Raw genomic sequence first — 26,802 nt, 5'->3', positions numbered from 1 at the left:
ACCATCCAAGGGGACTCCGATGGCCGATACCAAGACCGGGCTCACGCCGCCCGACAGCTACGATGCCGCCACCCGCGAAGCGGTCTACCGCACCATCCTCAACCGCCGCGACACACGCGGCGACTTCCTGCCCGACGCGGTCGACCCGGAACGACTCAGCCGGGTGCTGATGGCGGCGCATCACGCGCCCTCGGTGGGTTTCATGCAGCCCTGGGACTTCCTCGTCCTGCGCGAGCCCGGGATTCGCGGCCGGGTGCACGACCTCTTCGCCAAGGCCAATGCCGAGGCGGCGATGATGTTCGAGGGGGACCGGCGCCAAGTTTACCGCAACCTCAAGCTCGAAGGCATCCTCGAATCGCCCCTCAACATCTGCATCACCTGCGACCGCAGCCGAGCAGGGCCGGTGGTGATCGGGCGCACCCATATCCCGATGATGGACCTCTTCTCCTCGGTCTGCGCTGTGCAGAACTTCTGGCTCGCGGCGCGGGCCGAGGGGCTGGGCGTCGGCTGGGTCTCGATCCTCGACAACGGCGCGCTAAAGCGGGTGCTCGGCCTGCCGAAGGACGTGATCCCGGTTGCCTATCTCTGCGTCGGTCATGTGCGGGGCTTCCATGCGCGGCCGGAACTCGAGGCGGCGGGCTGGCGCAAGCGACTGCCGATCACCGACCACGTCCATTACGATCGCTGGGGCAATGCGCGGGCCGACGGCGCGCTGACCGAGCGGCTCGGCGCCGATCAGGAGGCCATCGAGGCCGGCCGGTTCCTCTCAGAGCGGCTGGCCTGACGGCCGGGGCGCCGGGTCAGGATCCGCCGCCTGGTGCCTTGAGGCGCCTTGGTCCGTCACTCGGCGCCTCGGGCAACTCAAGGCGCCGCACGCCGGCGGCGGCGTCGCCAGGCGCCCTGAGCAGCGGCGCGCTTTCGGGGGACTGGCCGGCGCGGACCAGCGCGCGGTCAAGTTCATCCCGCTCCGCGCAGCCGCCGCAAAGCTCCTCGAGCCGCGCGAGATTGGCCTTGGCCGCCTCGTAGCGGCGCTGGGTGATGTAGAGTTCGCCCTGATACTGCAGCGCGCCGCGATGGCCGGGGTCGAGCCTCAGCGCCTCGGCGTAGTAGTCCTCGGCCCCGGTGTAGTCGCGCAGCCTCAGGCTCGCGAGGCCGAGCAGGGTCCAGGCGTCCGCGTCGCCCGGCCCGGTCTCGACGAGCGCACGAAGCTCGCGACGGGTGGCATCGTAATCGCGCAGCTGGAACAGGGACAGGGCGCGGGAATAGCTCGGCGGAACAACGCGCGGTGCGGCCTGACGGCGCTCATAGCGGTGATGGACGCCGTAGTCATATCCGAAGCCGTGTCCGCCGATGGCCGGTGCGGGCGGCAGGATCATGGCCAGCGCAATGCCGGCCGCGAGGAGCGCGGGGCGCGATCCATGCATGGCAAGAGCCTCCTGTCGCGACCCAGCCTACCATGACGCGCAAACACGCGCGGTCACGATGCGGGGACCGGGAACGGCTCAGAACCGCTCGGCGCGCAGCACTTCGCAGTCGGAGACGGAAACGACGCCGATATGGCGCTCGACCACCTTGAAGGCGGCGTCGAGGAGCGTGTCCACCCGCTCGGGACGGACGATGCAGACCACGGCGACCATGCCGCCCGCGAGCGAGACCTGGCCGTCGCGGCTCCATTGCCCGGAGCGGCCGGAGCCGCCGAGCACCGGCAGGATCGTGAAGCCGGTGACACCGGCCGCGACGATGGCGTCTGTCAGCCGGTGTTCGAGCGGGGCCTCGATGATTATCTCGACGCGCTTGGCCTGATGGGTCTGCATGGTCAGCCTCCGGCGAAAAGCCCGGCCACCGCGACATAGAGCGGGATGCCAAGCGAGAGGTTGAAGGGGAAGGTGACGCCGAGCGAGAGCGTCAGGTAGATCGAGGGATTGGCCTCCGGCAAGGCCACCCGCATCGCGGCCGGCACCGCGATGTAGGAGGCCGAGGCCGCCAGCGTCATCATCAGTGCCGTGCCGCCGGCCGAGAAGCCGAGCATCAGCGCCACCGGCAACGCCATCGCCGCGCCGATCATCGGCATGAGCCCGGCGAAGACGACCGCGCCGGCCGAGAGAAGCCCGCGCGACTGCTTCAGCCCGCGCCCGGCGACGAGCCCCATGTCGAGAAGGAAGAGGCAGAGCACGCCCTTGAACGGCGAGACGATGAAGCTCTCGATCTCCGCGAGGCCGCGCTCGCCGGTCACCGCGCCGATGAGGAAGGCGCCGATCAGAAGCACGATCGAGCCGTTCAACATCACCTCGCGCCAGAGCTCGGCATCCATCTTCACGCCGGAGCCGCCGCGCGCGGCGAGCCAGAGCGCCGCGACGATGGCCGGTGCCTCCATCGCGGCGGCGACGGCGACCATGTAGCCCTCGTAGTCGATGGCGCGGCTGGTCAGGATCGCGGTCGCCGAGACGAAGGTGACGATCGAGATCGAGCCGTAGTGGCCCGCCACCGCGGCGGCATCGACGCGCGACATCCGGGTCAGGCTGCGCAGGAGCGTGAAGGCCACGACCGGGATCGCGAAGCTGAGGCCGATGCCGGCGACGAGCGCGAGCGCGAGCCGCGCGTCGAGCCCGTGCGCGGCGACGCTGGCGCCGCCCTTGAAGCCGATCGCGAAGAGAAGGTAGATCGACAGCGCCTTGGCAGCAGCCTCGGGCACCGAGAGGCTGGAGCGCGCGAGCGCCGCGGCAAGGCCGAGCGCGAAGCTCAGGATGATCGGGGACAGCAGGTTTTGTCCCATGACCGAAAGAATCGCGTCCACCGTCACCCCCGCTTTGAGTTCGGGCGTAGATAGCCGGGCCGGCGGCCAAAACAAGGGGCAGGGCGCGGCCGCTTCGAAATAAAGTCCGGCCGCGCTCTTCAGCTCTCAAATGTCAGATCGGCACGAACTTGTGGGTGGTGGGGTCGTATTGCTCCAACCCGCCTTCGCCGATGTCGTTCCAGAGACCGTGCAGCGTCATCTCGCCCCCCTCGACCGCGGAGCGCACGAAGGGGAAAGTCATCAAGTTCTCGAGGCTGACCAGCACCGCCTCCTTTTCGAGGGCGCGCAGGCGCTCGGTCTCGGGCAGGTCCTTCACCCGCTCGTAACCCGGGCGCAGGATGTCCATCCAGCGGCCGACGAAGCTCGACTTCTCCTCGAGGGCGGGCGCGTGGCCGGTGCACATGTCATGGCAGCCCTTGACGCCGCCGCAGAGCGAATGGCCGACGATGATGACATGGGCGACCTTGAGCGTCGTGACCGCGTATTCCACCGCGGCCGAGGTGCCGTGATATTCGCCGTCCGGATTGTAGGGCGGCACCAGGTTGGCGATGTTGCGGTGGATGAAGAACTCGCCCTGGTCGGCGCCGAAGATCGAGGTGACATGCACGCGGCTGTCGCAGCACGAGATGACCATCGCGCGCGGGCGCTGGCCTTCATCGGCAAGACGGCGGTACCAGGCGCGGTTCTCAGTCCAGGTTGTGGCTTTCCAGCCGTGGTAACGATGCACCAGGTAGGAGGGCAGCGGTTTCGCGTTTTGCATTTGTCCTCGCCTCGTGATTTGGGCCGTATTCCGGGATAGCCGCGAGGCGTTTAGAATTCGAGACTTTTTTCGGAGCCGCATCAAGAAATTCTTGAGAGAGGCGCCGCACGGTAAGCGCACGCGTGGGGCGTGACATCGGAGGGTGACGGGTGGCGAAACTTGCGGTTTTGCACCACGAGGAAGGAGTCCGGGTAGATCCGGACTGCCTCGTGGCGCTTTATGCCGAACTGGGAGAGGCGGGGGCCGAACGGGTTCTGAGCCGTGCAATGGAGGAACTGAACGCGCGGCTGACCGAGATGCAGCGGTTCGTCGACGAGGGGCGCACCGCGCAACTGACGCGCAGCGCGCGGCTCCTGGTCAAGGTGGCCGAGCAGATCGGAATGCCCAGCTTCGCGCGCGTCGCCGACGACGTGGTGCGGGCGACGGAGGTGGGTGACCATGCCGCACAGGCGGCGACGCTGGCACGACTGATCCGGATCGGTGACCGGTCCCTCAATGCGGTCTGCGACCTGCGCGACCTGACGGTCTGAGCGTGAACGGCAGCGCTTCCGCGGTGCCCCTTGCGGGCGCTGCGGGGGCGGCTAGTCTGGCGGGGCAATCAGCTCCGAGGCCAGAATGCCGTTTTCCTTCGCCGATCCCGCCGCCGCATCGCGTCCTCTTCACCTGGTGGAGGCGGCAGAGGCCGCCGCGTTCGTTGCCGGACGCAGTGATGCGGAACGCGCCTGGCTCGACGCCTTGGGCTTTACCGGGGCGCTCGGCCAGATCTACGTTCTGCCGGGTCTCGACGGGGCGCCGGCGGGTGCGGTGTTCGGCTGGGGCAGCGCGGCAACGCGGCGGCGCGGACGGTTCCAGATCGCGCGCGCGGTGGCCGACCTGCCCTCGGGTGACTGGCATCTCGAAGGCGATCTCAGCCCTCGGGAGGCCGAAGAGGCGGCACTCGGCTGGCTGCTCGCGACCTATCGCTTCACACGCTACAAATCCGTGAAGACGCCCGTCGCACGGCTGAAAGCGCCGGCGGGCGTCGATGCGGCGCGGCTTCTGGCGATTGCCGAGGGCGAGGCACTGACCCGCGACCTGATCAACACGCCTGCCGCCGACATGGGGCCGGCGGAACTCGAGGACGCCTTCACCACGCTCGGCCGCCGTTTCGGCGCCGAGATCCGGGTGATCCGCGGCGACGATCTCGTCGCCCACGGCTTCCCGATGATCCACGCCGTGGGCCGCGCCTCGGACCGTGCGCCGCGGCTTCTCGACCTAAGTTGGGGCGAGGCGGGGCCGCGGCTCACGCTGGTCGGCAAGGGGGTCTGCTTCGACACCGGCGGGCTCGACATCAAGCCGGCCGCGTCGATGGGGCTAATGAAGAAGGACATGGGCGGCGCGGCGACGGTGATCGGGCTCGCCCACATGATCATGGCGCTCGGGCTGAAGCTCCGGCTCCGGGTTCTGGTCCCGGCTGTGGAGAACGCGGTCGGCGGCAATGCCTTTCGGCCGCAGGACATCCTGAAAAGCCGCAAGGGCCTGACGGTCGAGATCAACAACACGGATGCCGAGGGCCGGCTCGTGCTCGCCGATGCCCTGGCGCTCGCCGACGAGGAGAAGCCCGACCTTCTCGTCTCGATGGCCACGCTCACCGGCGCGGCCCGGGTCGCGGTGGGCCCCGACCTCGCGCCCTACTTCTGCGACGACGACATCATCGCGGCGGCACTGGCGGAAGCCGGGGCGACAATCGCGGATCCCCTATGGCGGCTGCCGTTCTGGGAACCCTACGAGACCATGATCGAGCCCGGCATCGCCGATCTCGACAATGCGCCCGCGGGCGGCATGGCCGGATCGATCACGGCCGCGCTCTTTCTCCGGCGCTTCGTCACGGACACGCCCCGCTACGCGCATTTCGACATCTACGGATGGCAACCTAAGGCGGAACCGGGGCGACCCAAGGGCGGCGTCGGCCAGGGCGCGCGGGCGCTCCTGGAGGCGCTTCCGGGCGTGCTCGGGCTGTGAGCGACCGGCGCCTCACCCCGGCGAACGGCCGGGTCGCGCATGCCGCGCTCGAAGGTCAGGTTGCGGCCGACCGCTACGTTTCGGGCGACTGGGCACGGATCGCGCCGCCGCTCGCCGACCTCCTCGCGCGACCGGACGGGCCGCGCGACCGCCAGGTGCTGATGGGCGAACGGGTGCTGGTGCTCGACCGGCACGGCGGCTTCGCCTTCGTCCAGGCCGAGAAGGACGGTTATTGCGGCTACCTCGCCGAGCCGGTGATCGGCGCCGACCGCGCCGCCACCCACTGGGTCTCGGCCCCCGCGACCCATCTCTACCGCGAACCCGACATCAAGCGGCCGGAGGTGGCGAGCCTCACGCTCGGCGCGCGGCTGACCGTCACGGCCGAACACCTCGCTTTCCTCGAGACCGCCGAGGGGCTCTTCGTGCCGCGGATGCATCTGAAGCCGCTCGGCGACTGGGCGGACGACCCAGCCGGCGTGGCGGAAAGCCTGACCGGCACCCCTTATCTCTGGGGTGGCAACGCGCGGTCCGGGATCGACTGCTCGGGTCTCGTCCAGGCCGCGCTTCTCGCCTGCGGCATCGCCTGCCCGGGCGACAGCGACCTGCAGGAGGCCGCCCTCGGCGCGCCGCTGCCCGAGGATGCCGGATACCGGCGCGGCGACCTCCTGTTCTGGAAGGGCCATGTCGCGATGGCGGTCAGCGAAACCCAGCTCATCCACGCCAATGCCTTCCACATGGCGGTGGCCCATGAGGGGATCGCCGAGGCGATCGCCCGCATCGCGCGTCAGGGCGACGGCCGCCCCAGCACGGTGAAACGGCTCGCGGCCCGCCGCTGACCGGGCGCGCCCATCCCTTTCATCTTGCCGAAAATATCCCCGCCGGAGGCTCCCGCAGCCGCCACCCGCGCACCGGGGTCAATCGTCCACCGGACGGATCAGCTTGCGTTCGAGCACCCGAAGCACCACGGGCAATTCATGGCCGCGCTTCAGAACCTGCCCGTCCATGCCGATGACCGAATACATGCCCTGGCGGCTCCTGAGCCGCGGATGCTTCTCGATCCGGTAGATCGGGAACTCCGCGGCGCGGCGGAAGACCGAGAACACCGCCATGTCGCGCAGGAAGGACAGGGCGTAGTCGCGCCACTCGCCTGCCGCCACCATGCGTCCATAGAGACCGAGGATCTGGCCAAGCTCCAGACGATCAAATGAAACCTGCTCGGGCGGGGAAGGGGAGGCGCGGAACGGGGTCGGCGTCTGGACCGTCATAAGAGAAATGTTACATTCGTTTGGCAACAAATCAAGCCTGCCGGCGCTTTGGCGCCGCGCGCTCAGCGGAATGTGCCCTGACAGTACCAGCCGCCCGAGACCGCGCCGCCATGGGCGAAGAACAGCCAGAGCCGCTCGCCCGTCTCCACCTCCACCCGCCAGTAGTCGCGGGTGCCAGAGCGCCAGTCGGGCTCGTCGAGCCACCATTCCGGCGCGATCCGCTCCGGCCCGGTGGCCGCGGTGGTGACGAGGTCGCGGCGGCGCCAGCGGAACCGCGCGGGCGGCATCGGGTCCTCGGGCGCGGCGAGCGGCTCGGGGCGGAAGATCACCAGCGGCCGCGGGGTACGGGGCGGCGGCCAGTCGACGGCGGGCTCCGACCAGGCGGCGGGCAGGATCTTCGCCGATTTCTCCGGGATGTGGCTGTCGGCCGGCGCGAGCCGGGTGATCGCCTCCATCCCCACCCGCGCCCCGAGCTTCGAGATCAGGTCGTCGAGCGCGGTCTCGGCGGCGCTGCGCCCCGGCGCATCGCCGGGATCGTTGGGGCCGCGGACCTGGCGGGCATGGACCGGCTCGGTTACATGCGCCTCGAGCCGCAGCATGTCGATGCCGAAGCCGGGGTCGACCTCGTCGAGCTTCAGCATCAGGAGCGGGCGCAGCCGGTCGGGATCGGCCGAGGGCCGGGCGAGGCCGAGCTCGATCTCCTGCATCGACTGGTCGGCGCGGAACAGTTGCAACCGCACCCGCCGCGCGCCCCGGCCCTTGTCGCGGAGCCGCGCCGCGAGCGCGGGCAGGAGCCGGTCGATCCCGGCCATGATGTCCTCCGCGAGCCCGATCGGGTCGGGCAGCGTCAGCCGCACCGCGAAATGCAAGGGCGCGCGGGCGGGCGAGACCGGCTCGGTCTCGACCCCCAGCGCCTGGTCGAGTCGGCGGATGAGGCCGAGGCCGAAGCGCCGCGACAGCGCGGCGCGCGGCATTCCCATGATGTCGCCGACATGGCGCAGCCCGAGCCGGGCGAGGCCATGAACCGTGTCGTCGTCGATGCGGAGCGCGGCCAAGGGCAGCGGCGCGAGGCTCTGCCGGAGCTGGCCGGGGGCCGAGATCCGGGCCTGCGGCACCGGCGGCATCTCCGGCACCGGCGCCGGGCCGCCGCGGATCCAGTGCCGCTTGGCTGCGCGTGACCGCGTCGCCCGCGCCTCCTGGTCGATGGCGTCGCCGTTCCTGACCCGCGCCGCCTCGCGCCCGGCATGGCGCGCGAGCGCCCAGGCCGCGCCCACCGTGTCGGCGATGCCGGCCTCGACCGTCAGGCCGAGCCCGGCGCAATCCTCCGCCACCGCGCCCAGCACGCCCTCCTCGCCGCCGAAGAGATGCGCCGCGCCGGACAGGTCGATCACCAGCCCCTCGGGCGGCTCCTCTGCGACCCAGGGGCTGAACTTGCCGGCCCAGCGGCGGAGCGCGGTGAGGAACTGCGCCTCGGCGCGGGGATTGCGGAACCGGGTGACAAGCGCCGGGCTCATCGCCAGCGCATCGCGCAGGGGCTGGCCGCGATAGAGCCCCTCGGCCTCGGCGGCGGCGGTGAGCGAGGTCAGGACCTGGCGGTTCGCCTCCTCGCCGACGACGGCAAAGGCCGGGGCCGGCATGCCGCGCATCCGGCGCACCAGCCGTTCGGCGCCGAGACGGGGGAACCAGAGCGAGAGAATCCGGCGTTGGACCATGAGGGTGACATAATGTTCTTGATATGTTCCATATTACCCTCCGCCCCGGCCGGAGTCGAGTCGCTCAGCCGCAGCGGATTGCGGCAATCATCCCGTCGGCGCCGATCTCGACGTTCAACCGGCCGGGGTTGTAATCCATCGTGACCGCCTCGTCCGGGTGAACCACCCGCACCGGCTCATCGAGCCCGGTTGGATCGAAGGCATTTTCCGGTTGCCCGACAAGATGTTGCAGGCTTTCGGCCGAGCAGGTCGCCTCGGCAGGGACGGCCGGACTCGCCGGCGCCTCGACGCAGGCGGCCAGAAGCGGAATCGCGAGGAAGATGGCAGAAGCTTTCACTGGAATGTCGTTTCCCGAATTGCATTGGCGGCGAGTATGCCACAGGGTCTGACGAGCACAACAAGACGATGGGAGGATCCCCGATGCGTACCCGCGCCGCCGTGGCCGTTCAGGCCGGCAAGCCCTTGGAAATCATGGAGGTGAACTTGGCCGGCCCGAAGGCTGGCGAGGTCCTTGTGGAGATCAAGGCCACCGGCATCTGCCACACCGACGAATTCACGCTCTCGGGCGCGGACCCGGAAGGGCTCTTCCCGGCGATCCTCGGCCACGAGGGCGCGGGCGTCGTCGTCGATGTCGGCCCCGGCGTCACCAGCCTGAAGAAGGGTGACCATGTCATCCCGCTCTACACGCCGGAATGCCGGACCTGCCCGTCCTGCCTTTCCCGCAAGACCAACCTCTGCACCTCGATCCGCGCGACTCAAGGACAGGGCCTGATGCCGGATGGCACGTCGCGTTTCTCGACCCTGGATGGTGACCCGATCCTACATTACATGGGCTGCTCGACCTTCTCGAACTACACGGTCCTGCCCGAGATCGCGCTCGCCAAGGTGCGCGAGGACGCGCCCTTCGACAAGATCTGCTACATCGGTTGCGGCGTGACCACCGGCATCGGAGCGGTGATCAACACCGCGAAGGTGGAGATCGGCGCGACGGCGGCGGTGTTCGGCCTCGGCGGCATCGGCCTCAACGTGATCCAGGGCCTGCGGCTTGCGGGCGCCGACAAGATCATCGGTGTCGACCTCAACCCGGCCAAGAAGGAAATGGCCGAGAAGTTCGGGATGACCCATTTCGTCAACCCGAAGGACTGCGAGAACGTCGTCCAGGAGATCGTCAACATCACCAAGACCCCGTTCGACCAGATCGGCGGCGCGGATTATTCGTTCGACTGTACCGGCAACGTGAAGGTGATGCGCGACGCGCTCGAATGCACCCACAGGGGCTGGGGCCAGTCGATCATCATCGGCGTCGCCCCGGCGGGCGCCGTGATCGAGACGCGGCCGTTCCAGCTCGTCACCGGGCGGGTGTGGAAGGGCACCGCCTTCGGCGGCGCGCGCGGGCGCACCGACGTGCCGAAGATCGTCGACTGGTACATGGAGGGCAAGATCGAGATCGACTCGATGATCACTCACCAGCTCAAGCTCGACGAGATCAACAAGGGCTTCGACCTGATGCACGCGGGCGAGTCGATCCGCTCGGTCGTGGTCTACTGACCGCACGCAACTACGGGGAACCTTCCCGAACGGAAAGGCAAGGCTTCGACCGCCTTGCCTTTTTGTGCCGGACCTCCGGATTTGGTCAGTTCCGCGCCCCGGCTTCCGCGCCGAAAGCGGACTTGACGAAGTCCTCCTTCATCAGATGCGCCTTCATCGCCGGCAGGCCGACCGCCTTGAGCGACAGGATCGCGGCGTAGATCAGCGTCGCTGAGGCCAGCGCATCAAGGAACCAGCCGATGGCGTCGCCCGGCGGGCCGAGCCTTGCCGGAAGCCCGGCGAGCGCCGGCACGGTCCAGAGGCCCGTCAGTGCGTGAAGCGCCAGCGCGATCCAGAAGCCGGCGCAATAGGGGCAGTGCCATTGCCCGTAGAGTGCTCGCAGCGGGCCCGGCAATCGCGCCAGAAGCGCGTTGAACCAACTGCCCCATTCCGGCAGCTTCTCCCAGATCAGGATGTGAAGGGCGGTTCCGATCAGCACGAGTTCAAAGGTCATCTTGAGTTCCTGTTTGTGTTGTTGATTAGTTAGTCTGACTTACTTGTAGGCTCAAAGTTTAAGCAGCCGGGTCATGCCGGCGCGGGGCCGTCGAACACGGCATCCAGTTTCCGGCGCTCGGTGTCGGACAGGGAGTCCAGAAGCGTCCGGGCGGCGGCGGCATAGACGGTTTCGCCTCGCCGGAGCATGTCGATACCGGCTTCGGTCAGCAGGATGTGCTGGGCGCGGGCGTCGTACTGGCACGGGATCCGCGTGACAAGGCCACGCTCCTCGAGCTTCACGACCATCGCGCTGGCCGAGGCCTTGCGGACCCCCATCTCGTCGACCACGTCCTGCAGGTGCTGGCCGTGATCGTGCCTGTCGGTCTTCCGTGCCTCCTGCTCGCGGATGGAGCGGAGATATTCGAACTCGCTGTGGCTCACGCCGGATGCCCCGCCCTGCATCGCCCATTGGCGATGGGCGTGGCGGTGGACGAGTTCGATCAGCCTTGCCAAATCCATTGCGCCCCCGTTGGTAAGTCAGACATCCTAACTAATGGGCGCGCGGGAAAAGTCAAGCGAGGGAACGAATATCGGCTGGCTGTCGGCCGGAGCCCGCGGATGAGCCGTGCGGAAAGAGGCGAATGAACGGTTTCTCAACCAGACGCCTGATCGTCGAGACCTGGGCGGATGCGATTGCCGCCGAGCCCGCGCGATCCCGGCTCGTCGACGAATTGAAGCGGCTGCTGACCCCCGGCGTTCTGGAGCATCTGCCCGAACCGCTTCAGATCGCGCCCGGTGCGGGGGCCGTTGCGCTCTGGGTGGCGGGGCGGGGCCGCGAGGCCGCGGTCTACACCGTCCGTCATGCGGCGCAGGGGCATCTGATCGGGCTTCTGATCCTGGCCGAGTTCGCCGACGAGGGGGGCGGCGCGGCGATGCACCTCGTCTACCTGCTCGCGGAACCCGAGTGGGGCAAGGGATATGCGAGCGAACTGGTGGCCGGGCTCGTGGACTGGCTCGCCGAGCAGGGGCGGCCGGTCACGCTCCTCGGGGGCGTCGCAAATGGCAATCCCGCCTCGGCGGCCGTGCCGCGGAAGGCGGGTTTCAAGAGATCGGACGCGCTATCGGACCGCGACACCGACATGTATATCCATTGTCCGGTCCAGGCTGCGGTGTAGAGCGCGGGCACCACGATGGGCGGCTTGCCTGGACGGCGTCACCCGCCGCGCGTCTCGATCCTCAGCAAGTCGCCGCAATGCTTGCAATGCACCGCGTCCGGGTCATGCCGCGTCAGCCCGCAGCTCGGGCAGGGGTGATGCACGCGCGACGGGGTAAAGACCGCGCCGGCCAGGCGCAGGAACAGCGAGACGCCGACCACCATGATCACCACCGCGGCGAGCTTTTCCCCCGGCGTGTTCGGTGTCAGGTCGCCATAGCCCGTCGTGGTCAGGGTGGTGACCGTGTAGTAGAGCGAATCCACATAGGCTGCGGAACCGCCGCGCTCCGCAAAGAACAGGAAGACCGCCGAGGTCGTCACGAAGACGAAGATGACCAGGTTGAGCGACGCCACCAGCGCATCCTCGTGTTCGCGGAAGAACCGCCAGTCTCTCCGCAGGTCCTGCAACAGGTATTCCGAGCGGCCCAGCCGGATGCCGCGCAGGATGCGCAGGAAGTTGAGGTCGAGACTAAACAGCGGGTCCAGCAGCAGCGACAGAAGCACCACAAGATCGGCGAGCACATAGATGCGCCCCAGATGGCGCCAGCGGCTGTCGGAGATCCAGAACCTGAAAAGGAAATCGACCGCGATCACGAGTGCAAGCGCCGTATTGACCGCGCGTAGCGCCGGCGACGCGGGCAGCGGGACCGAGATGATGAAATAGACGACGGTGGCGAGGTCGAACAGGATCAGGCCGTAACGCAGCCGCCGCGCGGCCGGCGACTGGCCGGTGTAGAGTTCGATCACGCGCGCCTTCAGCCGCTCCATGCTGCACTCTCCCTATCGGGCCGGATCATGCCGGAGCGCCCGAGACCGCCCGTCAGAGCACAGTACAGATTCCGCTGCCCGCGTCATCGAAATCCTCCGTTGTCGCTGCCGCAAGCCATTGGCGGAGAGCGGCGATTCACGGCGACCCCGTGCGCGGCAGGAACCGGTGCGAACCTTCGCCGTCTCCGCCTCCGGTGCGCGGGGTACCTTGCGGCTGCGCACCGGGCGGCCGAATATCGGGGCGAACAGTGATGAGGCCGGACAGATGAACATACGACCAGCCACACCCGACGACGACGACGCCATCTGGGCGATCCTTCGGCCCGTCATCGAGGCGGGCGATACCTTTGCTGCCGACCCGAGGGGCGGGCGCGAAGGCGCCTTCGCCTACTGGCGCCCGGCCGGTGCCGTCAATTTCGTCGCCGAATCCGAGGGGCGGGTGCTCGGCACCTCGTATCTCAGGCCGAACCAGAAGGGCGGAGGCGCGCATGTGTGCAATGCCGGCTACTGCACGACCGCCGCGGCCCGCGGCAAGGGCGTGGCGCGGGCGCTGCTGGCGCATTCGCTCGATGAAGCTCGCAGGCAGGGATACCGGGCGATGCAGTTCAACTTAGTCGTCGCCACCAACACCCGTGCCATCGCGATCTGGGAAGGCGCGGGCTTCGCCACCGTCGGGCGGCTCCCCGGCGCCTTCCTGCATCCGCGCGAGGGCTATGTGGACGCGCTGGTGATGTACCGCGATCTGTGACAGGGTGCGGGCCATGACAAATTCCCCCGAAAGGCAGTCCTGATGGCGCGCGCCGACATTCCGCTTCTGGCCGTCCTCATCGACGCCGACAACGTCGTCGCCCGGCATGCCGAGGCGATATTGAAGGAGATCACCGCCTATGGCGAACCGGCGCTGCGCCGGGTCTATGGCGACTGGTCCAATCCCCAGCTTGGCGGCTGGAAGGAGAAGGCGCGGGCGCTCGGCCTCGTCACCCACCAGCAGTCGGCCAATACCAAGGGCAAGAACGCGAGCGACATCGGCCTCGTGATCGACGCGATGGACATCCTCCATGCCGGCAAGTTCGACGGCTTCGTCCTGGTCTCGTCCGACAGCGACTTCACGCGGCTCGCGAGCCGGATCCGCGAGGACGGGCTCGAGGTGATCGGCATCGGCGAGGCGAAGACCCCCGAGGCCCTGCGCAACGTGTGCAACCGCTTCGTCTTCATCGAGAACATCGTCGAGGAGGAGCCGCCCGCGAAGGGCGCCGCCGCACCGAAGTCGGAGGCCAAGCGGCCGCCGATCGAGGCGATCGACCTGATCGTCAAGGCGATGGACAAGATCGACCAGGAGGACGACTGGTATCTCCTCGGTCTCATCGGCCAGCGCATCACCGCCGACAATCCCGATTTCGACACCCGGACCTACGGCAAGCGCAAGCTTTCGGACCTCGTCACAGACCTGAAGCGCTTCGAGACCAAGCGCGAGGGCAACCACGTCTACGTGCGGCGGGTGGACTAGGGGCGCTTGACGCCGTAGCGGGCGAGGAACATCTCGACCGCCCCCTTGGCCACACGCTCGCGGTCGGCCCGCGTGAAGTCGCGTTTGATGCCGAAGCTCACCAGCGTGAAGATGTCGGCCTTGCAAAGCTCGGCGAACTGGTCGGCGGCGAGATAAACGTCCTCGATCGCGAGTTCGCCGCGTGCCACCGCGCCGTTGAAATAGGCCGCGAGACGCTCGCGCACCCGTGCCGGGCCGCTTTCATAGAACTGTCGGCCGAGCTCGGGAAAGCGCTCGGCCTCGGCGATGCAGATGCGGAAGACGGCGCGGCCGATCTCCGAGACCGAGAAGTCGATGATCCGCCGCGCGGCTTCGGGCAGGACGCATTCCGGCGGCGCGGTGAGGTTGGCGAGCGCCTCGGCCTCCTGCTGCTGGCGGTGGCATTCGCCCTTGGCGACCTCGATGAAGAGGATCCGCTTGTCCGGGAAGTAGCTGTAGAGCGTGGCCTTGGAAACGCCCGCCTCGGCGGCGATGTCGTCGACGCTCGCGCCGTCGAATCCGTCGCGCAGAAAGACCTTCCGGGCGCCTTCGAGCACCTGGTCGAACTTGCGGCCGCGTTTGACGGTCACGGCTTCGGGTGTCGCTACCATTCTTCTCCTCCGGGCCCGGATGATAGACCGCGCTGCATCGCGGCGGCAAGGCGGGGAGGGGCGCGACGGGCGGGATCGCCCGTCGCGGCGTCGAAGCGATGCATCAGCCGCCTTGCACGCAGGACGTGCCGGAAGGCGACGTGATGGTTGCGCAGCCGCGCGTGGTCTCGGTCGGTGCGGTCGGAAAGTCGAGCCGCGGCAGGTCGACGGAGAAGCCGAAGGCGAGGCTGGGCGTGGCTGTCAGGACAAAGGCGAAGGCGGCAAGTGCGGGGCGGAAACGGGGCATCGAATCTCTCCGAACTGAACGGTTTCGTTTCGTGGGTATTTTCTAAACTGATATGTTCAGATATACAAGAAATAAATGAACCAAACCGTTCAGTTCATGCATAACACCCCGTCTTGCCGCCCCCGCCGCCGCCGCCTAGGTTGATCCCGTTCCAGAGGAGTGTGTCATGATCCCCGGCCTCGCCAACCGCCGCAGATTCTCGGACCTGAGCGAGCAGGAAGTGCTCGCGCTCGCGATCTCGTCGGAGGAGGACGATGCGCGGATTTACCGGACCTATGCCGAGAGGCTGCGCACCGACTATCCCGCCTCGGCCGAGATCTTCGAGGCGATGGCGCGCGAGGAGGACAAGCACCGCCACTGGCTGATCGAGCGCCACCGCGCGCGGTTCGGCGAGGTCATCCCGCTCATTCGCCGCGAGCATGTGGCCGGGTTCTACGCCCGTCGGCCGGTCTGGCTGGTGGAAAACCTCGGGCTCGAGCGAATGCGGACCGAGGCCGAGGCGATGGAGCGCGAGGCCGAGGCCTTCTACCGCCGTGCCGCCGCCGCGACGCAGGACGCCGAGACGCGCAAGCTTCTCGGCGATCTCGCGGCCGCCGAGGCCAAGCACGAGAAGAAGGCGGGCGACCTCGCCGAGACGCATCTCGATGCCGAGGCACGGGGCGAGGAGGACCGCGCCGCGCACCGGCAGTTCCTGCTGACCTGGGTGCAGCCGGGGCTTGCCGGGCTGATGGACGGTTCGGTCTCCACTCTCGCGCCGATCTTCGCCACCGCGTTTGCGACGCATGACCCGCACACGACGCTGCTCGTCGGGCTTGCCGCCTCGGTCGGCGCCGGCATCTCGATGGGTTTCACCGAGGCGGTCCATGACGATGGCGTCCTGTCGGGGCGCGGCGCGCCGTGGAAGCGCGGCGTCGCCTCGGGGGTGATGACGGCGCTCGGGGGGCTCGGCCATGCGCTGCCTTATCTCATCCCGGATTTCTGGACCGCGACTGCCATTGCCATCGCCGTGGTCTTCGTCGAGCTCTGGGCGATCGTCTGGATCCAGAACCGCTTCATGGAGACGCCGTTCTTCCGCGCCACCTTCCAGGTCGTGCTCGGCGGCGCGCTGGTCTTCGCGGCGGGCGTGCTGATCGGCGGCGGATAGGGGGCGCGATGTATTCCAAGGACCAGCTTCGCTACGCGCCGCTGCCGCTCCCGGACCGGGTGGAACTGCCGGAGGCCGAGGCGCTGAAGGCGGCCGAGGCGTTCCGCGCCTACATGGCCAAACGCCACACGGTGCGCGACTTCCGCCCCGATCCGGTGCCCGAAGCGGTGATCGCGGCCTCTGTCGCGGCCGCCGGCACCGCGCCCTCGGGGGCCAATCACCAGCCCTGGCATTTCGTCGCCATCGCCGATCCGGCGATGAAGGCCGAGATCCGCGCCGCCGCCGAGGCCGAGGAGGAGAGCTTCTACGCCGGCGGTGGCGGCGAGGAATGGCTGAAGGCGCTGGAGCCGATCGGCACCGGCGCCTCCAAGCCGCATCTGGAGATCGCGCCCTGGCTGATCGTCGTCTTCGCGCAGCGCTACGGCGTCACGAAGGAGGGTGAGCGTTACAAGAACTACTACGTCCCCGAGAGCGTCGGCATTGCCACCGGTCTCCTGATCGCGGCGCTGCACCATGCCGGGCTCTCGGCCCTGACCCACACGCCCAACCCGATGCGGTTCCTGAATGCGCTCTGCGACCGGCCGGAGAGCGAGAAACCGGTGATGATCCTCGCGGTCGGCCATCCGGCGGCGGAGGCGACCGTGCCGGCGGCGGCGAAGATCAAGAAGCCGCTCGCCGAGATCCTGACCGTGCGGCGCGGCTGAGGTGCTGGCTACCGTCCGCGGCCCGTGCTAGGCGCGACGGCGATGCTTGCGATCTTTCTCAAGACCTTGCCCTTCTTCGCGCTGATCGGCCTTGGCTGGGCCGCCGGGCGCGTGCGGGTCTTTCCCGAGGCCGCGAGCGAGTGGCTGACGCGCTTCGTTTTCTACTTCGCGCTCTCGGCGATGCTGTTCCGCTTCGCCGCGACCCTGCCGCTCGCCGAGATTTTCGACGCGCGGTTCGCGGCGGCCTATCTCGCCGGCTGCCTCGCGGTCTATCTCCTCGCCACGCTCGTCGCGCGGACCCGCGGCCGGCCGGCGACCGAGGCCGCGGTCGAGGCGCAATGCGCGGTGATCGGCAACACCGGCTTTCTCGGCGTGCCGATGCTGACCGCGATCCTCGGGCCGAAAGCGGCGGGGCCGGTGCTCATGGTGCTTGCGATCGACCTCATCGTCTTTTCGAGCCTGATCACCCTCATCATCACCGCCTCGCGCGAGGGCAAGGTCTCGCCGCGCATCGGGGGCGTGCTGGCGCTCGGCCTGATGAAGAACCCGATGATCGTTTCGATGGCTGCGGGCATGGCCTTTTCGGCCGCGCGCCTGCCGCTGCCTGCGCCGGCCGAGGAGTTCCTGGCACTCCTCGGCGCGGCGGCCACGCCTTGCGCACTTTTCGCGATCGGCGCCTCGCTCGTGTCCAAAACGGCCGAAAGGATGTCTGTTGCGGTCTGGCTTTCCACCGCGAAGCTGGTACTGCATCCCTTGGCGGTGGCCGTCGCGGCGCTTCTCGTCTTCGGGGTGGAGCCCGAGGCGGCGGGGGTGATGATCGCGGCGGCGGCCCTGCCGGTGGCGGGGAATGTCTACATCCTCGCCCGCCATTACGGGGTCGCGCCGCAGCGCGTCTCGGCCTCGATCCTGATTTCCACGATGGCAAGCATCGTGACGGTTTCACTGGTGATCGGCTGGATCACCGGCGCGTAAGAAAGGAAGACCATGCAGACGGTTTCGGAAAACAAGTCCTTCGGCGGCATCCAGGGGGTCTACAGCCACGCCTCCGACGCCTGCGGCTGCGACATGACCTTTGGCCTCTTCCTGCCCGAACAGGCGGCGGAGGGGCCGGTGCCGGTGCTGTGGTACCTCTCGGGTCTGACCTGCACCCATGAGAACGCGATGGTGAAAGCCGGCGCGCAGGCCTGGGCTGCCGAGGCCGGCATCGCGCTCGTCTTCCCCGACACCTCCCCCCGCGGCGAGGGCGTGGCCGACGACGAGGCCTATGACCTCGGCAAGGGCGCTGGCTTCTACGTCAACGCGACTGAGAAACCCTGGGCGCCGCATTTCCGGATGTGGGATTACGTCACCGAGGAACTGCCGAACATCATCACCGCGAACTTCGCCATCGCCGAGGATCGCCAGGCGATCACCGGCCATTCGATGGGCGGGCATGGCGCGCTGACCATGGCGATGCGGCTGCCGGGGCGGTTCCGCTCGGTCTCGGCCTTCGCGCCGATCGCGCATCCGAGCCAGTCGGACTGGGGCCGGAAGCAGCTCGCCGCCTATCTCGGCGCCGACGAGAGCCTCTGGGCGCCGCACGATTCGACGCTCCTGATGAAGCGCCTCGGCTTCGACGGGCCGGTGCTGATCGACCAGGGTTCCAAGGACCAGTTCCTCGAGCTTCTGAAGCCCGAGGCGCTGGCGCAGGCGATGATGGAGCGGCGCCAGAACGGCACCTTCCGGATGCAGCCGGGCTATGACCACAGCTACTTCTTCGTCTCGAGCTTCATGCACGACCACATCGCCTTCCATGCCGAGGCGCTCTACGGGAACTGAGCCATGTCGCAGTACGATCTGATCATCATCGGCTCCGGTCCGGCCGGGAAGGCGGCGGCGATCCAGGCCGGCAAGCTCAAGCGCAAGGTGCTGGTCGTGGACCGCAAGGATCGCCTCGGCGGCGTCTCGGTCCATACCGGTACGATCCCCTCGAAGACTCTGCGCGAGACCGTCCTCAACCTCTCAGGCTGGCGCGAGCGGTCGTTCTACGGCCTTTCCTACCGGGTGAAGGAGGACATCAGCTCCGACGACCTCAAGAACCGGCTCCACAAGACGCTCGACTACGAGGTCGACGTGCTGGAGCACCAGTTCAATCGCAACCATGTCGAAACGCTGCTCGGCTCGGCGAAGTTCATCGGCCCACAGAAGATCGAGGTGGCGACCCAGGCAGGAGAGACGGTACAGCTTACCGCCGACAAGTTCCTGATCGCCACCGGCACCAAGACCTACCGGCCGAAGGACGTGCCCTTCAACGGGCGGACCGTGGTGGACAGCGACGAGTTCCTCGAACTCGGCCAGTTGCCGCGCTCGCTCTGCGTCATCGGCGCCGGCGTGATCGGGGTCGAATATGCGACGATGTTCACCGTGCTCGACGTCCGGGTGACGCTGATCGAGCCGCGCGAGAGCTTCCTTGACTTCATCGACCGCTACACGATCCAGGAATTCACCCATCAGGTCCGCGAGAACGGGCTCGACCTGAGGCTCGGATCGGCGATCGAGAAGATCGAGGACGCGGACACCCATGTCGAGGTGAGCCTCGCCAATGGCCGCCATGTGCGGACCGAGATGCTGCTCTACGCTGCCGGCCGGAACGGCGCGACCGACGCGCTGAACCTCGCGGCGGTGGGACTCGAGACCGACCATCGCGGGCGGCTTACGGTGGACCGCAAAACCTACCAGACCGCGGTGCCGCATATCTATGCCGCCGGCGACGTGATCGGCCACCCGTCGCTCGCCTCCACCTCGCTGCAGCAGGGCCGGGTCGCGGCCTGCCACGCGCTCGAAACGCCGACGCTGCCGGAAAGCCCGTGGTTCCCCTACGGGATCTACTCGGTGCCCGAGATTTCCACCTGCGGCATGTCCGAGGAAGAGGCGCAAGGCCGGGGCATCCCCTACGAGGTCGGCATCGCGAGGTTTCGCGAAACCTCGCGCGGCCACATCATGGGTCTTGAGCACGGGATGCTGAAGATGCTCGTCAGCCTCAAGACGCGGCGGCTCCTCGGTGTGCAGATCGTCGGCGAAGGTGCGACCGAGCTCATCCACATCGCTCAGGCGGTCTTGAACCTGAAGGGCACGGTCGACTATTTCGTCGAGAACACCTTCAACTACCCGACGCTCGCCGAGGCCTACCGAATCGCCGGGCTCGACGCCTTCAACCGGATGCCGATCCCGGAGGAATACAAGGTGCCGCGCACGAAGGCGAAGGCCAAGCCGTGAGCCTCTACGTCGACGCCGATGCCTGCCCGGTGAAGGAGGAATGCCTGCGCGTCGCCGAACGGCTCGGCGCGCGGGTCTACATGGTCTGCAACGGCGGCATCCGCCCTTCGGCGCATCCGCTGGTGGAGACGGTCTTCGTCACCGAAGGCCCCGACGAGGCCGACAAGTGGATCGCCGAACGCGCCGGGAAGGGCGATGTCGTCGTGACCGGCGACATTCCCCTCGCGGCGAAATGCGTGGCCGCCGGCGCGCGGGTCCTCAAGCACAACGGCGAGGCGCTGACCGAGGCCAATATCGGCAACGCGCTCGCCACGCGAGACCTCATCGCCGACCTCCGCGCCGCCGACCCGTTCCGGCAGGGCGGCGGACGGGCGTTCTCGAAACAGGACCGCTCGCGCTTCCTCGACGCGCTCGACCGGATGATGCGCGCCGCCGCGCGCTAGCGCGATGTCGCGGGTAGGCGAGACACGACGCATTCGCGCCGGCGATATGGGATCATGGGACTTGCCGAAGCTGATAGCGCCCGTCAGACCGAGCTTCGGGTGACGGGCATCGCCAGCGTCATTGGCGCGATGGTCCTGTTCTCGATCAACGACATGACGATCAAGTTCCTGAGCGGCGATTACGCGCTGCACCAGGTGGTTCTGGTGCGCTCTCTCGTCGCGCTGGCGATGCTGCTCGGTGTGATCGTGCCGCTCGGCGGCGGCTACCGGATGCTCCGGACCCGGCGGCTCGGCATGCACGGCCTTCGCGGGCTCTGTGTCGTTGTTGCCAACAGCGCCTTCTTCGCCGGCCTCGCCGTGCTGCCGCTTGCCGACGCGGTGGCAATCTTCTTCATCAGCCCGCTCCTGATCACCGTCCTCTCGGTGGTCCTCCTGGGCGAGACGGTCGGCGCGCGGCGCTGGGTCGCGGTCATCGCCGGTCTTACCGGCGTCGTCGTGATGCTGCGGCCCGGCAGCGCGGCGTTTCAGCCTGCCGCGATCCTGCCGATCGCGGCGGCGGTGGCCTACGCGATGCTCGCCATCCTGACGAGGAAGATCGGCGGCACGGAGCGCGCGATCACGATGGCAGTCTACATCCAGCTCGTTTTCATCCTGGTCTCGTCGGCAATGGGCCTGGCCTTCGGTGATGGCCGGCTCGCCGACGGCGGTAGCGGCCCGATAGCCTTCCTGTTTCGCGAATGGGTCTGGCCGCCGGGTTCTGACTGGCTGGTCCTTGTCGCGCTCGGTGTGGCAAATGGCCTGGCCGCGCTTCTGGTCAGCCAGGCCTACCGGCTGGCTGAGGCGGCGCTGATCGCGCCGTTCGAGTATGTGGCGATGCCGCTCGCCGTCTTTTGGGGCATTGTCGTTTTCGGCGAATGGCCCGACGGCACGACTTGGGCCGGGATCGCGTTGATCCTCGGCGGCGGGCTCTACCTGTTCTTGCGCGATGCCACGGCGCGGCGGCGGATCGCGGCGCGCCGGCCGCCTCCGGCCCGATGAGCGGGGCTTCCCTTTCCCGTACCGCCCGTTAGTGTCGGCCGCGAGGCGAGAGGAGGAGGCGCGGATGTCCCGGCCCGAGGCGGTGGTGTTCGATATCGGCAACGTGCTGATCCAGTGGCAGCCGGAGCGGTTCTACGACACGATCATGGCGCCCGCCGACCGGGTCCGCATGTTCGCCGAGATCGACCTTCACGCGATGAACGAGGCGGTCGACGCCGGCGCGCCGTTCCGCGACACGATCTACGACTGGGCGGCGCGCCACCCCGAATGGACGGACAAGATCCGGCTCTGGCATGACAACTGGCTCGACATGGCCTCGCCGGCGATCCCGCAGTCGGTGCGGCTCCTTCGGGCGCTGAAGGCGCGCGGCGTGCCTGTCTTCGCGCTTACGAATTTCGGCGACGACACCTTCGCCCATGCTGCACCGCACTACCCGTTCCTGGCCGAGTTCGACCGGCTTTATGTCTCCGGCCGGCTCAAGGTCACCAAGCCCGATCCGCGGATCTACGCGATCGTCGAGGAGGACTGCGGCATCGCCCCCGACCGGCTCCTCTTCGCCGACGACCGGGCCGAGAACATCGAGGCGGCGCAGAGGCGCGGCTGGCAGGTTCATCATTTCGACGGGCCGGCGGGCTTTGCCGCCCGGCTCGTCGCGCTGGGATTGCTGAACGAGAAGGAGGCGTCATGACGATCGCGATCATCGGACCGGAGGTCGAGGCGAAGCTCGACTGGATCAGGCTGACCGAGGCGCTGGAGGCCGGTCACCTACTGCCGAGGGCCGAGGTCGGCGACACGGTTTTGCGGCGCGGCGCCGATACGCTCCTCACCCGCTCGGCCTGGATCGACGGTATGGGGCTCGCGGTCAAGGCTGCGACGATCTACCCAGAGAACCACCGGTTCGGCCTGCCCAATCTCAACGGCATCGTGGCGCTCTTCGCCGACCGCGACGGGCTGCCGGAGGCCTATATCGACTTCGGCCTCGTGACCAAGTGGAAGACCGCCGCCGACAGCCTCCTCGCCGCGCGTCGGCTGGCGCGGCCGGATGCCGAGACCTTCCTGATCGTCGGCGCAGGCACCGTCGCCGCCTCGATGGTCGAGGCCTATTCCGCCGCCTTCCCGAAGGCGCGTTTCCACGTCTGGACCCGGTCGGAGAAAAGCGCCCGCGCCTTCGCCGAGACGACCGGCGCCACCCCTGAGCCCGACCTCGAGGCGGCGGTGCGCAGGGCCGACGTGATCGCCACCGCGACAATGGCGACCGAACCGATGATCCGCGGCGCCTGGCTGAAGCCCGGCACCCATCTCGACCTGATCGGCGCCTACCGACCCGACATGCGCGAGGCCGACAGCGAGACCCTCACCCGTGCCCGCGTCTTCGTCGATGCCCGCGCCACGACGATCCACCATATCGGCGAGCTGATGGTGCCGATCGCCGAGGGCGCGATCACCGAGGCCGACGTGATCGCCGATTTCTACGACCTCGCCTCAGGCGCCTTCACCCGAAGATCCGACGACGAGATCACGCTCTCGAAGAACGGCGGCGGCGCCCATCTCGACCTGATGACGGCGCGCTACATTCTCGACGCGGCGCAGAGCTGACCCCCCACTTTCTGTCCGGAAATACTCCGGGGGTCCGGGGGCAGCGCCCCCGGCCTCGCCGCCCTCACGCCGGCAGGGCCGCCATGCGCCGCTCCCGCACCGGCAGATGCACGATCGCCGAGAACGCGCCAACCGCCACCCCGACCCACCAGACCAGCGTGTAGTCGCCGTAGGTGTCGTAGAACCTGCCGCCGAGCCAGACGCCCATGAAGGACCCGATCTGGTGCGACAGGAACACGATACCGTAAAGCGTGCCCATGTAGCGCAGCCCGTAGATATGGCCGACAAGCCCCGAGGTCAGCGGTACCGTGGCAAGCCAGAGCGACCCCATGCCGAGCGAGAACAGCACCACAGTCAGCGGCGTGATCGGGAACAGGATGAAGAGCGCCGCGAAGAGCGTCCGCCCGGTATAGACCCCGGCGAGGACGTATTTCTTCGGGTAGATCCGCCCGAGCCAGCCCGCGGTCAGCGTGCCCGCGATATTGGCGAGCCCGATCAGTGCGATCGCCGCCGCCCCGAGCGCCGAGGTCGAGGTGATCCCGATCGCCGCGAGCGGGCTCGCCGGCGAGATCGGCCCGCACATCTCGGTCACCATCGCCGGGAAATGCGCGACCATGAACCCGAGCTGGTAGCCGCAGGAAAAGAAGCCGAGGAAGATCAGCGTGAAGCTCGGATCGCGGAACGCCTGGCGCAGGGCCGCGGCCATGGAAACGTCGGCCCCCGATGTCACCGACGGCTCCGGCGCCCGCATCAGCGGCAGCACCGCGATCACCGAGAGGATCGCTGCCGCGAAGATCAGGAACACCGTCTGCCAGGGAAAGTGCGAAAGCAGGATCTCGGCCACCGGCGCCGAGAGCACCTGGCCGAGCGATCCCGCCGCCGTGGCAAGCCCGAGCGCGAGCGAGCGGTTCTCGTCCGAGGCGGCGCGGCCGACCACCGCGAGGACGACGCCGAAACCGGTCCCGGCGATGCCGAAGCCGACGAGGATCTCGAGCATCTGATGCGCCTCCGGGCTCACCGCCCGCGCCGAGAGGACCAGCCCTGCCGCGTAGCAGAGCGCGCCGAGGATCACCGCCTTGCGGTCGCCGAACCGCTCGGCGATCGCGCCGAATAGCGGCGCGCCGATTCCCCAGGCGAGGTTCTGGACCGCGATGGCGAAGCTGAACTCGGATCGAGGCCAGCCGAACTCGGTGGCAACGGGGATCTGGAACACCCCGAAGCTCGACCGGATCGCGTTCGAGACCAGAAGGATCAGGAGGCCGGCGACCAGCACCGGCGTGATGAGGGGGGCTCGGCTCTGCATGGCGTCTCCTCGTGCCGGGCGACCCTGACCGAGCCTGCCCGCCCGGTCAAATCGAGAATTGTGATCGCGACAATTCCGCCGCGTGACGAGGCCCGCGCCGTCCGAACCAGCCAAGCGGGCTTTTCAGGGCGCGGCTTGCAGGCTATCGAATCCCCATGAGCGAGACTCTGACCGAGATCTACGACCGGATGACCCATTCGGGCGCCTTGCGCCAGGATGCCGCCCAACGCGCGCTCCTGCCCGAGCTGCAGCGCATCCGTGCGGCGCTGGAATCGACGACCGGGCGCAAGAAGGGGCTCCTCGCCGGGCTCTTCGCGAAACCTGCCGAGGGGGTGAAGGGCCTCTATCTCTGGGGCGGGGTCGGGCGCGGCAAGTCGATGCTGATGGACCTCTTCCACGAGAACGTCGCGATCACGGCGAAACGGCGGGTGCATTTCCACGCCTTCATGCAGGAGGTGCAGTCGCGCCTCCACGAGGTCCGCAAGACCGGGGTCGACGACGCGATCCTGCCCGTCGCCGAGGAGATTGCCGAGAACCTGCGGCTTCTCTCCTTCGACGAGATGCAGATCACCGACATCGCCGACGCGATGATCGTCGGCCGGCTCTTCCAGATGCTTTTCGACCGCGGCGTGACCGTGGTGACGACCTCGAACCGGGTGCCGGACGACCTTTACAAGGATGGGCTGAACCGGCCGCTCTTCCTGCCCTTCATCGCGCTCCTCAAGACCCGGATGGAGGTGCGCGAGATCGAGAGCGAGACCGATTACCGCCAGCACCGCCTCGAAGGGGCGCAGGTCTACTTCACGCCCGCCGGGCCCGAGGCCGCCGCGGCGATCGCGCGGATCTGGACCGAGCTCACCGGCGGCGGCGGCGATGCCGAACTCCGGCTCCGGATCAAGGGCCGCGACCTTGTCCTGAAGGACTACCATGCCGGGGTGGCGCGCGCCTCGTTCTGGGAGCTCTGCGGCCGCCCGCTCGGTCCCGCCGACTTCCTCGCGCTCGCCAATGCGGTCAGGGTGCTGATCCTCGACGACATCCCCCACCTTTCGGCCGAGAACTACAATGAGGCCAAGCGCTTCGTGACGCTGATCGACGCGCTCTACGAGGCGAAGGTGCGGCTCGTCGCCTCGGCCGCCGACACGCCGGAACGGCTCTATGTGGAGGGCGAGGGCGCCTTCGAGTTCGAGCGCACCGCGAGCCGGCTGCGCGAGATGCAGGGCCGCGACTGGGGCCTCGGCCGGGCGGCGGAGTAGCCGGCCCGGCATGTCCCGCGGCAGCGCCGTCCGGGCGGGCTCGATGCCGGACCGGACGGCCGCCCCCGGAACGCCGGTCGCCGTCATCGCGATGTCGCCTTCGTGCGCGCGGCTCCGCTCGCGCCGCGGCACCAAGGGCCGTCCGCAACCGCCGCGCCCCGGAGGGCCTTGATGATCGTCCGCGACACGCCGAGCCTCGTCCAGCTGCTCCTCGTCATGCAGGGCTCGATCGTGCCGAAGATCGCCGGCCGTATCCTAGCCTTCGCGCTCTTCGCCCTCGCCGTCCTGATCGTCGACCGCCACCTCGTCGCGCTGCCGCATGTCTCGATCCCGGCGATGGGCGTGTTCGGGGTGGCGCTGTCGCTCTTCCTCGGCTTTCGCAACAACGCCGCCTATGACCGCTGGTGGGAGGCGCGCAAGCTCTGGGGCCAGCTCATCGCCGACGCCCGGAGCCTCGGCCGCGAGACGCTGATCTTTCTTGGGGAGGGACCCGCGCGCGCGGCGGTCATGGAGGGCCTCGCCGGATTCGCCCATCTCCATCGCGGCTGGCTGCGCGGCACCGACGCCATCGCCGCCGCCGCCGCGTGGGATCCGGCCGCCCCCGACCATGCCAGCCGCCGCAACCCGCCCGACGCGGCGCTGCGCGCCATCGCGGCCGTCCTGGGCGCCGAGGCCGAGGCCGGGCGGCTCTCCGACATGGGCCAGCGCGCGCTCGCCGAGCGGCTCTCGGGGATCGCGCTCGCGCAGGCGGGCTGCGAACGGCTCGCCTCGGCGCCGATCCCCTTCGTCTATTCGCTGCTCGTCCTTCGCACCAGCTACCTCTACTGCCTGATCCTGCCCTTCGCCCTGATCGAGAACGCGGGCGGTTTCGCGCCCGCCGTGGCGGCGGCCGTCGCCTATGTCTTCTTTGGCCTCAACGCGGTCAGCGACGAACTCGAACACCCGTTCCGCGACGCCGCGAACGGCCTGCCCCTCGACGCGATGTGCCGGGTGATTGAGATCGCCGCCGCCGAGGCGCTCGGCCGCGAGCCGCCGGAACCTTTGCGCCCGGTGGACGGCGTCCTCAGCTGACGTGCCGCGGGGCTGCGCTATCGGTGCGGCTTGCGATA

General features: G+C 68.5%; 32 protein-coding genes. 19 read left to right on the top strand and 13 right to left on the bottom strand.

Features of this window, described 5'->3' with window-relative positions; genetic code table 11:
• Window positions 1–19 precede the first annotated feature (19 nt).
• Window positions 20–784: a 5,6-dimethylbenzimidazole synthase gene (bluB, locus tag OEZ60_RS09945; protein WP_263335522.1), complete on the top strand. Its 765-nt coding sequence runs from the start codon at window positions 20–22 to the stop codon at window positions 782–784.
• Between the two features lie 16 nt (window positions 785–800).
• Here the strand turns inward: bluB and OEZ60_RS09940 are convergent, their stop codons facing one another.
• The 4 genes from OEZ60_RS09940 to OEZ60_RS09925 all read right to left on the bottom strand — a co-directional run bounded on the left by OEZ60_RS09940 (window position 801) and on the right by OEZ60_RS09925 (window position 3,554).
• Window positions 801–1,424, bottom strand: coding sequence for a tetratricopeptide repeat protein (locus OEZ60_RS09940; protein WP_263335521.1), 624 nt, complete (start codon window positions 1,422–1,424; stop codon window positions 801–803).
• Between the two features lie 78 nt (window positions 1,425–1,502).
• Window positions 1,503–1,814, bottom strand: a complete 312-nt coding sequence (locus OEZ60_RS09935) for a DUF3240 family protein (RefSeq protein WP_263335519.1) — start codon at window positions 1,812–1,814, stop codon at window positions 1,503–1,505.
• Between the two features lie 2 nt (window positions 1,815–1,816).
• A complete protein-coding gene (locus OEZ60_RS09930) occupies window positions 1,817–2,794 on the bottom strand; it encodes a sodium-dependent bicarbonate transport family permease (RefSeq protein WP_263335517.1) in 978 nt (325 codons plus the stop codon).
• Window positions 2,795–2,906: 112 nt separating this feature from the next.
• Complete coding sequence (locus OEZ60_RS09925; protein WP_263335516.1) at window positions 2,907–3,554, bottom strand: carbonic anhydrase; 648 nt, start codon at window positions 3,552–3,554, stop codon at window positions 2,907–2,909.
• A 149-nt stretch (window positions 3,555–3,703) separates the two neighbouring features.
• On the opposite strand from OEZ60_RS09925, the gene OEZ60_RS09920 reads away from it, so the two are divergent.
• The 3 genes from OEZ60_RS09920 (at window position 3,704) to OEZ60_RS09910 (ending at window position 6,391) form a co-directional block, all read left to right on the top strand.
• Window positions 3,704–4,084, top strand: coding sequence for a hypothetical protein (locus tag OEZ60_RS09920; RefSeq protein ID WP_263335515.1), 381 nt, complete (start codon window positions 3,704–3,706; stop codon window positions 4,082–4,084).
• An 85-nt stretch (window positions 4,085–4,169) separates the two neighbouring features.
• Window positions 4,170–5,555: a leucyl aminopeptidase family protein gene (locus tag OEZ60_RS09915; protein WP_263335513.1), complete on the top strand. Its 1,386-nt coding sequence runs from the start codon at window positions 4,170–4,172 to the stop codon at window positions 5,553–5,555.
• A complete protein-coding gene (locus tag OEZ60_RS09910; RefSeq protein ID WP_263335511.1) occupies window positions 5,552–6,391 on the top strand; it encodes a C40 family peptidase in 840 nt (279 codons plus the stop codon). Before OEZ60_RS09915 ends, OEZ60_RS09910 begins: the two co-directional genes overlap by 4 nt.
• A gap of 78 nt (window positions 6,392–6,469) precedes the next feature.
• On the opposite strand, the gene OEZ60_RS09905 is transcribed toward OEZ60_RS09910, so the two are convergent.
• From OEZ60_RS09905 to OEZ60_RS09895, 3 genes are all read right to left on the bottom strand, one after another.
• The gene (locus OEZ60_RS09905) at window positions 6,470–6,820 is read right to left on the bottom strand and encodes a DUF2794 domain-containing protein (protein ID WP_263335509.1); all 351 of its coding nucleotides are present in this window, start codon (window positions 6,818–6,820) and stop codon (window positions 6,470–6,472) included.
• A 62-nt stretch (window positions 6,821–6,882) separates the two neighbouring features.
• Entirely contained in the window at window positions 6,883–8,532 is a 1,650-nt protein-coding gene (locus tag OEZ60_RS09900) for a Y-family DNA polymerase (RefSeq protein WP_263335507.1), read from the bottom strand.
• A 64-nt stretch (window positions 8,533–8,596) separates the two neighbouring features.
• Window positions 8,597–8,869 (bottom strand): I78 family peptidase inhibitor, encoded by a 273-nt coding sequence (locus OEZ60_RS09895; RefSeq protein WP_263335506.1) that lies wholly within the window; start codon window positions 8,867–8,869, stop codon window positions 8,597–8,599.
• Between the two features lie 83 nt (window positions 8,870–8,952).
• Between OEZ60_RS09895 and OEZ60_RS09890 the strand changes: the two genes are divergently transcribed.
• Window positions 8,953–10,080 (top strand): S-(hydroxymethyl)glutathione dehydrogenase/class III alcohol dehydrogenase, encoded by a 1,128-nt coding sequence (locus OEZ60_RS09890; protein ID WP_263335504.1) that lies wholly within the window; start codon window positions 8,953–8,955, stop codon window positions 10,078–10,080.
• Window positions 10,081–10,165: 85 nt separating this feature from the next.
• On the opposite strand, the gene OEZ60_RS09885 is transcribed toward OEZ60_RS09890, so the two are convergent.
• Window positions 10,166–10,573, bottom strand: a complete 408-nt coding sequence (locus OEZ60_RS09885) for a hypothetical protein (RefSeq protein ID WP_263335502.1) — start codon at window positions 10,571–10,573, stop codon at window positions 10,166–10,168.
• Window positions 10,574–10,644: 71 nt separating this feature from the next.
• Window positions 10,645–11,073: a MarR family winged helix-turn-helix transcriptional regulator gene (locus OEZ60_RS09880; protein WP_263335500.1), complete on the bottom strand. Its 429-nt coding sequence runs from the start codon at window positions 11,071–11,073 to the stop codon at window positions 10,645–10,647.
• Window positions 11,074–11,195: 122 nt separating this feature from the next.
• Between OEZ60_RS09880 and OEZ60_RS09875 the strand changes: the two genes are divergently transcribed.
• Entirely contained in the window at window positions 11,196–11,729 is a 534-nt protein-coding gene (locus OEZ60_RS09875) for a GNAT family N-acetyltransferase (RefSeq protein ID WP_263335498.1), read from the top strand.
• 38 nt (window positions 11,730–11,767) lie between these two features.
• On the opposite strand, the gene OEZ60_RS09870 is transcribed toward OEZ60_RS09875, so the two are convergent.
• The gene (locus OEZ60_RS09870) at window positions 11,768–12,535 is read right to left on the bottom strand and encodes an ion channel (protein ID WP_263335496.1); all 768 of its coding nucleotides are present in this window, start codon (window positions 12,533–12,535) and stop codon (window positions 11,768–11,770) included.
• A gap of 265 nt (window positions 12,536–12,800) precedes the next feature.
• Here OEZ60_RS09870 and OEZ60_RS09865 point away from each other — a divergent pair, with 265 nt between their 5' ends.
• Window positions 12,801–13,283 carry a GNAT family N-acetyltransferase gene (locus OEZ60_RS09865; protein WP_263335495.1) on the top strand — a complete coding sequence of 161 codons (483 nt, stop codon included), beginning with the start codon at window positions 12,801–12,803 and terminating at the stop codon, window positions 13,281–13,283.
• A 42-nt stretch (window positions 13,284–13,325) separates the two neighbouring features.
• Window positions 13,326–14,042, top strand: coding sequence for an NYN domain-containing protein (locus OEZ60_RS09860; protein WP_263335494.1), 717 nt, complete (start codon window positions 13,326–13,328; stop codon window positions 14,040–14,042).
• On the opposite strand, the gene OEZ60_RS09855 is transcribed toward OEZ60_RS09860, so the two are convergent.
• Both OEZ60_RS09855 and OEZ60_RS09850 read right to left on the bottom strand, forming a co-directional pair.
• Window positions 14,039–14,671 carry a TetR/AcrR family transcriptional regulator gene (locus tag OEZ60_RS09855; protein ID WP_263335493.1) on the bottom strand — a complete coding sequence of 211 codons (633 nt, stop codon included), beginning with the start codon at window positions 14,669–14,671 and terminating at the stop codon, window positions 14,039–14,041. The genes OEZ60_RS09860 and OEZ60_RS09855 overlap by 4 nt on opposite strands.
• 103 nt (window positions 14,672–14,774) lie before the next feature.
• Window positions 14,775–14,957 carry a hypothetical protein gene (locus OEZ60_RS09850; protein ID WP_263335492.1) on the bottom strand — a complete coding sequence of 61 codons (183 nt, stop codon included), beginning with the start codon at window positions 14,955–14,957 and terminating at the stop codon, window positions 14,775–14,777.
• 166 nt (window positions 14,958–15,123) lie between these two features.
• Between OEZ60_RS09850 and mbfA the strand changes: the two genes are divergently transcribed.
• The 9 genes from mbfA (at window position 15,124) to OEZ60_RS09805 (ending at window position 23,137) form a co-directional block, all read left to right on the top strand.
• Window positions 15,124–16,101, top strand: coding sequence for an iron exporter MbfA (gene mbfA / locus OEZ60_RS09845; RefSeq protein WP_263335491.1), 978 nt, complete (start codon window positions 15,124–15,126; stop codon window positions 16,099–16,101).
• An 8-nt stretch (window positions 16,102–16,109) separates the two neighbouring features.
• Complete coding sequence (locus OEZ60_RS09840; RefSeq protein WP_263335490.1) at window positions 16,110–16,805, top strand: nitroreductase family protein; 696 nt, start codon at window positions 16,110–16,112, stop codon at window positions 16,803–16,805.
• Between the two features lie 42 nt (window positions 16,806–16,847).
• Window positions 16,848–17,777: an AEC family transporter gene (locus OEZ60_RS09835; protein WP_263335489.1), complete on the top strand. Its 930-nt coding sequence runs from the start codon at window positions 16,848–16,850 to the stop codon at window positions 17,775–17,777.
• A 12-nt stretch (window positions 17,778–17,789) separates the two neighbouring features.
• Window positions 17,790–18,623, top strand: coding sequence for an S-formylglutathione hydrolase (fghA, locus tag OEZ60_RS09830; protein WP_263335488.1), 834 nt, complete (start codon window positions 17,790–17,792; stop codon window positions 18,621–18,623).
• A 3-nt stretch (window positions 18,624–18,626) separates the two neighbouring features.
• Complete coding sequence (gene sthA / locus OEZ60_RS09825; protein WP_263335487.1) at window positions 18,627–20,060, top strand: Si-specific NAD(P)(+) transhydrogenase; 1,434 nt, start codon at window positions 18,627–18,629, stop codon at window positions 20,058–20,060.
• Entirely contained in the window at window positions 20,057–20,503 is a 447-nt protein-coding gene (locus OEZ60_RS09820; protein ID WP_263335486.1) for a YaiI/YqxD family protein, read from the top strand. The genes sthA and OEZ60_RS09820 overlap by 4 nt, the downstream gene beginning before the upstream one ends.
• Window positions 20,504–20,557: 54 nt before the next feature.
• Complete coding sequence (locus tag OEZ60_RS09815; RefSeq protein ID WP_263335485.1) at window positions 20,558–21,541, top strand: DMT family transporter; 984 nt, start codon at window positions 20,558–20,560, stop codon at window positions 21,539–21,541.
• Window positions 21,542–21,605: 64 nt separating this feature from the next.
• Window positions 21,606–22,229, top strand: coding sequence for an HAD family hydrolase (locus OEZ60_RS09810; protein WP_263335484.1), 624 nt, complete (start codon window positions 21,606–21,608; stop codon window positions 22,227–22,229).
• A complete protein-coding gene (locus OEZ60_RS09805) occupies window positions 22,226–23,137 on the top strand; it encodes an ornithine cyclodeaminase family protein (protein WP_263335483.1) in 912 nt (303 codons plus the stop codon). Before OEZ60_RS09810 ends, OEZ60_RS09805 begins: the two co-directional genes overlap by 4 nt.
• Window positions 23,138–23,201: 64 nt before the next feature.
• Here OEZ60_RS09805 and OEZ60_RS09800 read toward each other — a convergent pair whose 3' ends face one another.
• Window positions 23,202–24,440, bottom strand: coding sequence for an MFS transporter (locus OEZ60_RS09800; protein ID WP_263335482.1), 1,239 nt, complete (start codon window positions 24,438–24,440; stop codon window positions 23,202–23,204).
• A gap of 155 nt (window positions 24,441–24,595) precedes the next feature.
• On the opposite strand from OEZ60_RS09800, the gene zapE reads away from it, so the two are divergent.
• A complete protein-coding gene (gene zapE / locus OEZ60_RS09795; protein WP_263335481.1) occupies window positions 24,596–25,693 on the top strand; it encodes a cell division protein ZapE in 1,098 nt (365 codons plus the stop codon).
• Between the two features lie 171 nt (window positions 25,694–25,864).
• On the top strand, window positions 25,865–26,764 hold the full coding sequence (locus tag OEZ60_RS09790) for a bestrophin family protein (protein ID WP_263335480.1): 900 nt from the start codon (window positions 25,865–25,867) through the stop codon (window positions 26,762–26,764).
• The last annotated feature ends 38 nt before the right edge of the window (window positions 26,765–26,802 follow it).

Source organism: Albidovulum salinarum (assembly GCF_025673475.1).
GTDB classification, from domain to species: domain Bacteria; phylum Pseudomonadota; class Alphaproteobacteria; order Rhodobacterales; family Rhodobacteraceae; genus Albidovulum; species Albidovulum salinarum.
This window is presented reverse-complemented; position numbering and strand designations above follow the sequence as displayed.